The sequence below is a fragment of the Actinocorallia lasiicapitis genome, from assembly GCF_054778695.1.
This window is the reverse complement of the sequence record NZ_BAAGZI010000178.1, coordinates 1-11,072: the sequence shown is the minus strand read 5'-3', so window position 1 is coordinate 11,072 and position 11,072 is coordinate 1. Positions and strand designations below refer to the sequence as shown.

General features: G+C 70.7%; 11 protein-coding genes. 6 read left to right on the top strand and 5 right to left on the bottom strand.

Annotated elements, in window-relative coordinates; all coding sequences use genetic code 11:
- The 5 genes from ACYVE7_RS19655 to ACYVE7_RS19635 form a co-directional block, all read left to right on the top strand.
- Window positions 1-387, top strand: a 387-nt coding sequence (locus ACYVE7_RS19655) for a hypothetical protein (protein ID WP_460366412.1), incomplete at its 5' end; no start/stop codon positions are given.
- A 37-nt stretch (window positions 388-424) separates the two neighbouring features.
- Window positions 425-1,180 carry a precorrin-6A synthase (deacetylating) gene (gene cobF, locus ACYVE7_RS19650; RefSeq protein WP_460366411.1) on the top strand — a complete coding sequence of 252 codons (756 nt, stop codon included), beginning with the start codon at window positions 425-427 and terminating at the stop codon, window positions 1,178-1,180.
- 89 nt (window positions 1,181-1,269) lie between these two features.
- On the top strand, window positions 1,270-2,661 hold the full coding sequence (locus ACYVE7_RS19645) for a hypothetical protein (RefSeq protein ID WP_460366410.1): 1,392 nt from the start codon (window positions 1,270-1,272) through the stop codon (window positions 2,659-2,661).
- Between the two features lie 70 nt (window positions 2,662-2,731).
- Window positions 2,732-3,985 carry an AAA family ATPase gene (locus tag ACYVE7_RS19640; protein WP_460366409.1) on the top strand — a complete coding sequence of 418 codons (1,254 nt, stop codon included), beginning with the start codon at window positions 2,732-2,734 and terminating at the stop codon, window positions 3,983-3,985.
- Window positions 3,982-5,310 carry a vWA domain-containing protein gene (locus ACYVE7_RS19635; protein ID WP_460366408.1) on the top strand — a complete coding sequence of 443 codons (1,329 nt, stop codon included), beginning with the start codon at window positions 3,982-3,984 and terminating at the stop codon, window positions 5,308-5,310. The genes ACYVE7_RS19640 and ACYVE7_RS19635 overlap by 4 nt, the downstream gene beginning before the upstream one ends.
- A 31-nt stretch (window positions 5,311-5,341) precedes the next feature.
- On the opposite strand, the gene ACYVE7_RS19630 is transcribed toward ACYVE7_RS19635, so the two are convergent.
- The 5 genes from ACYVE7_RS19630 to ACYVE7_RS19610 all read right to left on the bottom strand — a co-directional run bounded on the left by ACYVE7_RS19630 (window position 5,342) and on the right by ACYVE7_RS19610 (window position 10,091).
- Window positions 5,342-5,842 carry a hypothetical protein gene (locus ACYVE7_RS19630; protein WP_460366407.1) on the bottom strand — a complete coding sequence of 167 codons (501 nt, stop codon included), beginning with the start codon at window positions 5,840-5,842 and terminating at the stop codon, window positions 5,342-5,344.
- Between the two features lie 105 nt (window positions 5,843-5,947).
- A complete protein-coding gene (locus ACYVE7_RS19625) occupies window positions 5,948-6,535 on the bottom strand; it encodes a class I SAM-dependent methyltransferase (protein WP_460366413.1) in 588 nt (195 codons plus the stop codon).
- Window positions 6,536-6,698: 163 nt separating this feature from the next.
- Entirely contained in the window at window positions 6,699-7,277 is a 579-nt protein-coding gene (locus ACYVE7_RS19620) for a hypothetical protein (RefSeq protein WP_460366406.1), read from the bottom strand.
- Window positions 7,278-7,772: 495 nt separating this feature from the next.
- Entirely contained in the window at window positions 7,773-9,380 is a 1,608-nt protein-coding gene (locus tag ACYVE7_RS19615) for an acyl-CoA dehydrogenase family protein (protein WP_460366405.1), read from the bottom strand.
- 135 nt (window positions 9,381-9,515) lie between these two features.
- Window positions 9,516-10,091: a lamin tail domain-containing protein gene (locus ACYVE7_RS19610; protein WP_460366404.1), complete on the bottom strand. Its 576-nt coding sequence runs from the start codon at window positions 10,089-10,091 to the stop codon at window positions 9,516-9,518.
- A 235-nt stretch (window positions 10,092-10,326) separates the two neighbouring features.
- Between ACYVE7_RS19610 and ACYVE7_RS19605 the strand changes: the two genes are divergently transcribed.
- Complete coding sequence (locus tag ACYVE7_RS19605) at window positions 10,327-10,866, top strand: DivIVA domain-containing protein (protein ID WP_460366403.1); 540 nt, start codon at window positions 10,327-10,329, stop codon at window positions 10,864-10,866.
- Window positions 10,867-11,072 lie beyond the last annotated feature (206 nt).

Sequence of the window (11,072 nt, the reverse complement as noted above, 5' to 3'; positions counted from 1 at the left end):
CTGTGCGCCGTCGCGGCCGTCGCCATCGCCGCCGACCTCCCCCGCGGGGGCACCGCCCCGCGGACCGGCGAACTCACCGTCTTCAACGCCGAGCGAAGCTGCCAGGACCGCACCGACCGGGACCCGCGCTGCAGCCTGGGCCTCGCGATCGACCCGACCCGCCCCTACACCCCCGACAACGTGGTAGCGACCCGCGTCTGGCACGGCGACACCCTCACCGCCGAATGCCAGCTGCCCTACGGCCTCCCCATCATCGACGAGTCCGGCCTCCGCTCCACCCGCTGGTTCTGGATCCGCCTCCCCACCGCCGCGGCGCCCCCGACCGCCTGGCTTCCCGCAGTCCGCACCAGGAACCACCCCCCGCTCCCCACCTGCCCACCCCCCTGACGCACCCGGCGTCCCGCGGATACGGGAGACTGTCCCGATGCGGACGCTCATGGTCATCGGTATCGGCGCGGGGGATCCCGATCAGATCACCGTGCAGGCGGTGAAGGCCCTCCAACGGGTCGACGTGTTCTTCGTGCTCGACAAGGGCGAGGTCAAGGGGGAGCTCGTCGAGCTGCGGGCGGAGATCCTGCGCCGCCACGCGGGGACGCGCGGCCACCGGGTGGTGCACGGCCAGGACCCCGAACGCGACCGGTCGACCCCGGCCTACGCCGAGGCCGTCCACGACTGGCGGCGGCGCAGGGCGGACGTGTTCGCCGAGATGATCGAACGTGAGCTCGGCCCCGACGAGACGGGCGCGTTCCTGGTGTGGGGCGACCCGAGCCTGTACGACAGCACCCTGCCGATCCTGGAGGACGTCCTGGCCAGGCCCGGTTTCTCCGCCGAGGTCGAGGTGATCCCCGGCGTCAGCAGCGTCTCGGCGCTGGCCGCCCGGCACCGCACCGCCCTCAACCGGGTGGGCCGCCCGTTCGAGGTCACCACCGGCCGCCGCCTGGCCGAGCGCTGGCCCGACGGCGTCGACGACGTGGTCGTCATGCTCGACGCCCACAACACCTTCGCCTCCCTGACCGAACCCGACGTCGAGATCTTCTGGGGCGCCTACCTCGGTATGCCCGACGAGATCCTCATCTCAGGACCCCTCCCCGAAGTCGCCGACCGCATCATCGCCGCCCGCTCCGAAGCCAGAGCCCGCAAAGGCTGGATCATGGACACCTACCTCCTCCGCCGAAGCTGACAGATCCACATCCAGGTGCTTATGATGTCCGCGATGAAGAACAACTCCTCGTATGGAACGGGGGAATCGTCCGCGCAAGGTGAGTGCTGATGGCACCCTTCTTCGCGAACATTCCGGCCCATCTGCTGATGTGGCAGCGCGTGCGCGAGTACGCCGTGCCACCGTCCATGATCGAGACCGCGACCGCACGGCGTGCGGTCGGCGACTGGGCGGGGGCCTGCGCCTCCGCTCGGATCGACATCGATTTCGATCTGCGCGCCGTGCGCGACCGCCACGGCACCGAGTTCGTCACCCGCCTCAGAGCGGATCTGCGTCGGCTGGCACCGGATCTGCTGCGCTGGCACATGCCCCGCATCGCTCCCGGCGGGCGGCTCCGACCCGGCCTGACCCTTTCCCTCAGCCGTTATGGCAGATCCGGCACCACACCGGTGCAGTTGGTGGTGCGAACCCCGCCGGCTTGGGCGGACGCCGGTCAACGCATGTCCCTGGCCCTCTGGGACGAGCGCGGCGACGGCGCACCGAGACACCATCCGCACCCGCATCCCGCCCGGCGTTTCCGGCTCGACCTGCACCCGCACCTGTGGGACTCCAGCCGGTGCGGCGAACTGGCGGCGCGGTGCGGCGCGTTCCCGGCATCCCCCGACCACCCGCTCGCCTGGCGGCAAGGGCAGGTCCGGTCCGATCCCTCCGACGTCAACGAGCACGCGTGGGCGTCGGCGCGGTGGGCCGCGGAGGCCGAACTGTTGCTGGGGGCGGAGGGCGACTCCAGCGGAGTCTTCACCGTGCGGCTCGGCGCACGTGACCTCAGGGCGTTCGAACTCGTCGCTCCCGACGGCCACCACGTCCCGGCGTTCCGGCCGCTTCGAGAGGCGCTGCCGCCCCAGGTGGTCGTGGCGCTGCCGGTGCTACCGGAAGCGGCGGCCCGGACGCTTCCGGACCTGGCGTTGCTGCGGGCCGGGCTGGTCGCCGCCGATCGGCTGCATCCGCTGGTGGCCGAGGCGTTGTCGGCGTCCGGAGCGGAACCCGCGCCCGGCCCCGAGCCTCGGCCCGGCGACCCCCACACAGTGGAGTGCCGGGGCGACGTCCACCGGATCGCGCTGCTGGACGGGGTGCTGACGGCGGTCGACCACGACCCGGCACAACTGCGCAGAGAAGAACTGCTGGTGGCGCTCGGTGGCCCCGCGCTGCCGTGCCTTCGCGCGATCGACGCGGTGCACCGCGACCCGCAGGCACTGCCCGCCGTCCGGGAACGGCTCGGCCACGGCGACGTCACCGGGGCGCTGGCCGTGGTCGAGGGCCTGCTCGGTCCTGCCGCGGTCCTGCGCGACGGGCCGCTGCGCGCGACGCTGGAGTCGTCCGCGGCACGCCGTCTCGACCACGGGCTCTTCCGCTCCGGGCTGCGCCCCGCACACCCTCCCGTGACGATCCCCGCACGGCGCGGCCGGGCGCGACTCCGTACTAGTCCGGCACGGGCGAACTGACGTCCTGCGCTCTTCCGCACGGCACGGCTCCCGGCCCCGCCGTTCCTTCGACTACCCCAAGGTGATGCCCATGATCTCCCGTGTCCTTCCGCCCACCGACGCACAACTCGTCATCGCTGACGACCTCCTGGCCCTGCTCCGCACCACCGCGACCGAGACACGTCCCGACGAGCAGCTCGAAGCGCTCACTCTGGCCGTGGCAGCCGACCTGCCCGTGCTGCTGTGGGGCGAACCGGGCATCGGCAAGACCGCGGCCCTGACGCAGCTCGCCGCCTCGCTCGACCTACCGCTCACGACCGTGATCGCCAGCGTCCACGAGCCGACGGACTTCTCCGGGCTGCCCATCGTCGGCGACGATCCGGCGACGCGGGGCGTGCCCATGGCACCGCCGCAATGGGCGGTGGACCTCGTACGTGCCGGACGGGGGCTGCTTTTCCTGGACGAACTCTCCACCGCCACTCCGGCCGTCCAGGCCGCGCTGCTCAGGGTCGTCCTGGAGCGGAGGGTCGGCGCGTTGCGACTACCGCCGGCGGTACGGATCGTGGCCGCCGCCAATCCGCGCGCCTCGGCGGCCGACGGCTGGGAGCTGAGCCCGCCGCTGGCCAATCGGTTCGTGCATCTGCACTGGGTCCACGACCGGGACACGGTGGTGCGTGGGCTGGGCGGGGTCTGGCCTCGAGCGCGGCTGCCCGAGCTGGCGCCGGAGAAGCTGCCGGACGCGGTGGCGTACGCCCGGCGAGCGGTCTGCGGATTCCTGCAGGCACGCCCGACACTGATCCACCGGCTGCCGAGCACGGAGACCCGTCGCGGCGGTGCCTGGCCGTCACCCCGGAGCTGGGAGGCGGCGCTGACCCTGCTGGCCTTCGGCACGGCGGCGTCCGTCTCCCGGGAGGTGCTGGCGTCGCTGGTACGGGGCGCGGTGGGGGACGGTCCCGGGCTCGAACTTCTCGCCCATCTGGACCGGATGGACCTGCCGGACCCGGAGACGCTGCTGGCCGATCCCGCCTCCGCCGAGCTGCCGGAGCGGGGAGATCTACGTCAGGCGACCTTGGAGGCGGTCGTGGCCGCGGTGGGCGCACGGCCGCAGCGGGAGCGCTGGGAGGCGGGCTGGGCGGTGCTGGTCAGAGCGCTGGAGACCGGCGCCGCGGATCTGCTGGTCGCCCCGGCGACGGTCCTGGCCTCGCTGCGGCGGGACGACTGGGAGGTGCCGGAGTCGGTGGAACGGCTGGCCGGAGTGATCGGTCTCGCCCGCCGGGCGGATCAGTCGGTACTGCGGGCCACGAGCCGGGCCGGCGCCGAGCGCGCGGCGGGGGTGGGGCGATGACGACGGCATCGCGGTTTCCGATGGCCAGGCCCGCACCGCCGCGCCGGGTGCCGGCCGCCGTTCCGGCCCGCCCGGCCGGCTACGGCGAGCCGTACGGACCGCCAGGACTCCCCCTGGACCTGGAGAAGCTGCTGGCCGCTCGGCTGCACGCGGTCAAGGTCCGTCCCTATCTGGCGAGCGCGCTGTTCGCGCTGCACGTCGTGGCGGACCGTTCGGTCCCGACGATGGCGGTCGACGCGCACTGGCGCTGCTATGTGTCCCCCGGCTTCGTCGCGCGCACCCCGGTGGCGGAGCTCGCAGGCGTCTGGGTGCACGAGGTGTCCCATCTGCTGCGCGACCATCACGGGCGGGGGGAGCGGTACGCGAAAGAGCAGGGGGAGAGCGGGCCTGGCGAGCGGCTGCGGCGGAACATCGCCGCCGACTTCGAGATCAATGACGACATCTACGGTGACGGTCTTCCCCTGCCCGCCGGGGCGGTCCTGCCGTCGATGCTGAGGCTGCCCGACGGGATGCTCATGGAGGAGTACCTGCGGACGAACTCCCTGTCCGGGCTCGCGCCGGACCTGGCCTGGCTGGACTGCGGCAGCGGCGCCGACGGACAGGACCGTCCGTGGGAGCTGGGGCCCGCCGGGGCACACGGTCTGAGCAGGCAGCAGCGGGACGCGGTGCGTTTCCGGGTCGCCGAGGGGATCAAGGGCCGGCCGGGCGACGCGCCGGAGGGCTGGCGCCGCTGGGCGGACGAGGCGTTCCATCCGCCTCAGCCGTGGCGGCAGTTGCTGGGGGCGGCGGTCCGCTCGGCGGCGGGAGCCCCCGGCGCGGGGGAGGATCACAGCTATGGCCGTCCGTCCCGGCGCGCGGCCTCCGTTCCCGGGGTGGTCCTGCCGAGCCTGCGCCGTAGACCGCCCAGGGTCTGCGTGGTGATCGACACGTCCGGATCGGTCAGCGACGCCGAACTGGGCAGCGCACTGCTGGAGGTGGCGGCGATCTCGCGGGCGGTGGGCGGGCGCCGCGACCTGGTATCGGTGATCTCCTGCGACGCGGCGGCCGGCGTCGCCGTCCCCGTCTGCCGAGCCGAGAACCTCGAGCTGATCGGGGGCGGCGGAACGGATCTCCGCTCGGGTTTCGCCCGGGCCCTCCGCTCCCGCCCCCGCCCGGACGTCATCGTCGCCCTGACGGACGGCCAAACACCCTGGCCCACCGCCCAGCCCCCCTGCCGCACTGTGGTCGGCCTCTTCCCCCGCCCGACAAACCCAGTCGACGAGCAGAACCCCTACTATGCCCCCGACACCCCGCCCCCCTGGGCTCGAGTCGTCACGATCAGCTGAGAGACCGAACCATGTCCTTGAAGCCGGCCAATCAGCGTTCGATCACCAGGTCCGTGCGCGCCGCCTCGTAGAAGGCGTCGCGCAGCGGTCCGGTCGTCGCGAACGTCGGTTCCCACTGCTCGTAGTCGGTGCGGCGGCCGTCGGCGAATTTCTGGAGCTCGGCGACCGCGGAGTGCCAGGCCCGTCCGGCGTCGATGGCCTGCTCGGTTCCCAGAAGCAGGACCGATTCCCACACCACTCCCCGTTCCGAGGAGAGCTTTCGGTATTCCGGCAGGCCCTCCTCAAGGTCGATGGGGAAGAACGACTCGGTCGCTCCTCTGGCCGCGGCCAGACGTCCGCACTGGGTGGAGAGCGCTTTGACCGCATGGGCGTAGGTGGCGTACGCGGCCCGGCGTTCGGCGTCCCACCGGATCGCCTGCTGCCGCTTCCATCTCGCGGTCTCGTTCCGGTTGGTGGCCAGGTACGAGGCGAGCGCACCGACGATCACCCCGATGAGCGTCGGCAACTGGTTCCACAGACTGGACAAGATCACCGCCGAAATCAGAAGTCACTCTTGCCGATCAGACGCAACCCCGGCCCCCTCGGTTTCGCTGCCCTACGTGGCGTCCGCCACGCGGAGCGGTTCGGCCGGTTCGACTCAGCCGTGATCCTTCGCCGTGGCGGTGCCGATGATCTGAGGGGTGGCGGGGAAAGGTATCCGGGTGTCGGCGCTGGTGAGGTGGTCGATACGGTCGATGGTGAATCCGGCTCGTTCGATGACGGCCCGGGTGTCGCGGGAGCAGTGGCAGCCGCCACCGAACCAGGGCCAGATCCTCGTGGCGTCGAGCGCCTTCTGGATCCGGCGCCGACCAGCCTGGGAATCCTGGACGTGTTCGAAGAAGCGGAGCTGACCGCCAGGCCTGAGGACGCGCCGAATCTCGGCGAGCGCGGCGCCCTGATCGGGAACGGTGCACAGGACGAGCGAGGCGACGGCGGCGTCACACGAGGCGTCGTCAACCGGAAGGCGATCAGCGAAGCCGTCCACGACCGTGACGGCCACCGGAGCAGCCGCTGCATTACGCTGGGCGATCGACCGCAGATGCGGCTGAGGCTCGACGGCGACGACCTCGCCGACCCCGTCAGGATAATGCGGAAAGTTAAGGCCGTTACCGGCCCCGATCTCAACCACCCGCCCCACCAGCCCGTCCAGCAGAGCCCGCCGGTGAACACCGACCCCCTTCTCCATGAGAAGGCTGGCACGTGCGTAGTAACGGGCGAACAAGGCATGGCTCATGGCGTCCTCACAGCGGCTCGGGACCACCAGTCTGCCTCCAGATCCGGCACCGCGCCGGAACGGTGGTTCGATCCGGGGGCAGGTTCCTGACCCGGGCGCATGGCCACGAGGTGGGTCAGTAGAGGGTCGTGACGATGCATTTCACCGAGTCGGCGCCGTGTTTGGCTTTGGCCATCCAGTACTCGCCCGGGCGGACGAGGGCGCCTACGTAGGAGTTGATATCGGCTGAGACGTTCAGCTCGCCGTAGCTCTTGGTCGGCGGGTCGTCGTCGCCGATGAGCAGGGAGACTCTGTCGGTGCGCCCGCCCACGAAATAGAGGGAGATATAGGAAGGCACCTGAGCCTGGTACACGACGTTGAAGCGAGCGTTGGTCCGCCACGGCGGCAGCCCGTTTCCGGCCATACGGGCAGCCAGCGCCCGCTGAGCGTCATCGAGTTCCTCGGTGCCCTTCCGTAGCCGCGACGCATCGGCGATGGTCAACTCCAGCTCGCGCCGGACTCCCTCAGCCGCGAAGTTCACCAGCGACCGTGTCCGTTCCTCCGGGTCCGCAGCCAGGACCTCCCGCAGTTCTGCGATCCGCTGATCGAGCAGCTCCCGAAGCTCCCGTCCGAGCGCGTCGAGGCGCACGGCCATTCGCTGTTCCAACGCCGCCAGCCGCTCCTGGAGATCGTTCTCATTCACACCGAACACCACCGGATCATGACATCGAGCCCACCAGGTCCGCTACCCGCCAGCCCCGCCGATGGCGCTGGACAGTCAGCTCCGGCCAATCGCCCCGACGGCGTATCGGAGGCCGTTCGTCTCGGAGGGAAGAGCTCGCGTTCCTGTTGGCGGAGACGAGCATCCCGGGCAAGCGGGTGGCCTTAGGCGGACACAGGGGCGAGGTAGCTCTGTCTCCGCCGTCCATTGTTGAGAATTTCTGCTCGGTCTAGGGTCTCTGCGGTCCCCTGTGTCTGCGAACACGGTATCCCGGCCCGTCTGGTGCCGCCGAGGAAGACGTAACCCTGCCGCTCGAGACCCGGCTCCTGCTGACTCCACAGGACTGCACTGTTCGCCACCTAGGTCCATCGGTTAGCGGATGATGCGCCGTCACTCTCGACGACCGGTAGCCGATGATCTTCATTCTTGCCTTGGGGAGCCTTTCTGTAAGGTTCTACCGGGTCTCGAGGTGTCTCCTTTTTGGGCTTTCTAGCCGATCTTCGGGGTGGCTCTTTCAATAATGGTGGAGAAGTCGACGCCCGGGGGCAGGGTGCCGAAGGCGTTGCCCCAGTCGCCACCGAGGCGAGAGGCGCAGAAAGCGTCGGCGACAGCCGGGTGTCCATGCCTGACCAGCAGGGACCCCTGGAGGACCAGGGCCATGCGTTCGACGATGCGGCGGGCGCGGACCTCGATGGTGGACAGGTCGACGAGCGAATCCTTGACCTGGCGGATGGCGGTGTCCAGATGGCCGTCGGCGCCGCTGGCCAATTCGACTTCGTCGAAGAAGGCGGTGACCGTCTCGGGCTCTTTCGCCATGGCGCGCAGGACGTCCAGGGTCGCCACGTTGCCTGAGCCCTCCCAGATGGAGTTGAGGGGGGATTCGCGGAAGAGGCGGGGCATTCCTGAGGATTCTACGTAGCCGTTGCCGCCTAGGCATTCGAGGGCTTCGGCGGTGTGGGAGGGCCAGCGTTTGCAGGTCCAGTATTTGGTGATGGCCAGGGCCAGGCGTTTGAAAGGGGCCTCGGCGCGGTCCGTGGCGCCTGCCAGGCGGAGCATGGTGATGGTGGCGGCCTCCGACTCGACGGCCAGGTCGGCCAGGACGTTGCGCATCAGAGGCTGGTCGATGAGGGGTTTGCCGAAGGCGCTGCGGTGGGCGGCGTGGTGCGCGGCGACGATCAGGCCCTGGCGCATTCCGGCGGCCGCGCCGATGACACAGTCCAGACGGGTCATGTTGACCATTTCGATGATGGTGCGGACGCCGCGGCCCTCGTCGCCGACCCGCCACGCGTGCGCCTGGTCGTACTCGACCTCGGACGACGCGTTCGACTTGTTGCCGAGCTTGTCCTTCAACCGCATCAGGCGCAGCGGGTTCAGTTCGCCGTCCGGCAGGACGCGCGGCACGAGGAAACAGGTCAGGCCGCCCGGCGCCTGCGCGAGCGTCAGGAAAAGGTCGCACATCGGCGCCGAAGTGAACCATTTGTGGCCGACGAGCCGGTACGTCCCGTCGGGTTGCGGTGTCGCGGTGGTGGTGTTGGCGCGGACGTCCGAACCGCCCTGCTTCTCCGTCATCGACATGCCGGCGAGCAGCCCGCGCTTGCCGAGTGGCGCGGCCAGCCCGAAGTCGTAGGTCTCCGACGTCAGCAGCGGCTCGTACACGGCGGCCAGGTCGGGCTGCTGGCGGAGCGCGGGCACGGCCGCGTACGTCATGGAGACGGGGCAGCCGTGCCCGGCGTCCACCCGCCAGCTGTAGAACTTCGCGGCCCGCGCGACGTGCGCGCCCGGCCGCGGATCGGACCACGGACGCCCGTGCAGCCCGTGGCTGACCGCCGTGTCCATCAGGTAGTGCCACGACGGGTGGAACTCGACCACGTCGACCCGGTTGCCGTACCGGTCATGGGTGTGCAGGACGGGCGGGTGCTCGTTGGCGAGCCGCCCGTGCTCCTGCGCCTCCTCGGTGCCGGCCAGCCGGCCGAGCACCCTGACCTCGTCCTCGGCCCAGCCCGCACCCTCCCGGTGCAGCCCTTCGAGCAGGGCGGGATCGTCGGCGACGTCATGTCCGACGAGCGGCGGGACCTGGTTGAAGACCTCGTGCGTCATCCTCGAAATATACCGAACCTGATTCGGAATGGGACCCCCGCGCCGTCGCGCCTCCACGCACGCCCCCGGCCCGTGCCGAGGGCGGCCGTGAAGTCGCGGAGCCGCCCGCTGATCAGGCGGCTGGGGCGCTGGGCGTCACTCGCAGACGACGCCGTCGCCGTCGTTGTCGCGGTACCAGTAGTACTCGGGATCGGTGCCCTGGTAGTACGGCCCGTACCCGTTGGCCTTGGCCTCCTTGCAGGTGTCGAACCGCGGGTCGTTGCCCGGGGCCGGCGGCGGGGTCGGCTTCTTGCCCCACGACACCTGGAGGATCTTGCGGCCGGTCGCGTTGCGGAGCGTCGCGGTGTCGGACGTGTTGTTCCAAATGTACCAGCCGCGGTTCATGTACCGGTGCGTCGCGGTGTTCTTGCCCTTGCCCGTGTGGATCGTGACGCTCTTGTGCGCCTTCAGCTTGAACGCCCCGAACCGGTAGGTGTGCCGGCTCTTGTCGCTGAGCGTCCACCCCTTGAGCTGGACGGCCTTGGCGCCCGTGTTCTTGATCCGGATCCACTCGCGGTTGAGCTGCTTGTTGTCGCGGGTGTCCTTGCCGGGAGCGTCGTACTGGATGGCCGAGAAACGCAGCGGCGTCGCCGCCTGCTGTCCCGCCGCCGCGACGCCCGGAACCCCCAGCATCAGGGCCGCGGCCACCGTACCGATCGCAACAAGTCGCACTTTTCCTCCTAAGTCGCCCGATGGAAGACGCGTCACTCTAGGACGGCCGATGCCGCGCGAACCGCCGTTTCCGGAGAACGTTGCCGTACCGAGGTCGGAACGCCGGGAAGGCGAGGCCGTCGCCGAGGGCGTTCGCGGGGTCGTCCGACCCGGACGCGACCCTTCTGTTGCCTCCGTTTGACCTGGTAGTCGCCTGGGCACGAAGAGTTATCGCAGGCTCGGGGACGGAGGACGGATGGACGGTACGGAACGGTATCCGGACAGGCTCACGCCGGAACGGGTGCGGGCCAAGGTGTTCGGCACGGTTCGGCTGCGCGAGGGCTACGACATGGCGGAGGTCGACGGGTTCCTCCACGAGGTGGAGGAGACCATCGACGGGCTGCTCGGCGAGGTCGCGCGGCTGGCCAGGGCGGGCACGCCCGCGGCCGACGCGGTCCAGCTCATGTCGCTGGCGCAGGAGACCGCCGACAGGGTGGTCGAACGTGCCGAACGGCAGGCCGAACAGATCGTCGCGGACGCGCGGACCCGCGCGGACACCATGGACAGAGAGCTGGCGGGCCGCGCCGCCGCACTGGAACGCGCCGCACAGGACCAGCAGCGGCTGGAACGGATTCACGCGTTCCTGCGCGGTACCGGCGGGGTGGCATCGGCGGGCCTCCACGATCAGCTCGCCCAGCTCCAGACCCTTCTCGACGAGCTGACGGCCTCCCGCCCGCTCGTCCCGGCGCCCGCCGGCCCGGTCCGTGCCGTCTGGCCTCCTGATCCCGGCGCCTGACCTCGTCAGGAGCCCGGCCGCGCGGGGCGGCCGGGGCAGGTTCGGTTCGATGAGGGGTGAGGATGCTTCCGATGGCTTGGGCCGCGGGAATCGCGGTGGTAATGATCGCGGTCGCGACGCTCGCGGGCGCGTGGCTGGGACGGAAGGTGTCGGGGCGTGCGGCGCTCTGGCTGGCGGGCACGTCGGCGATGCTGCTGGCGGCGGCC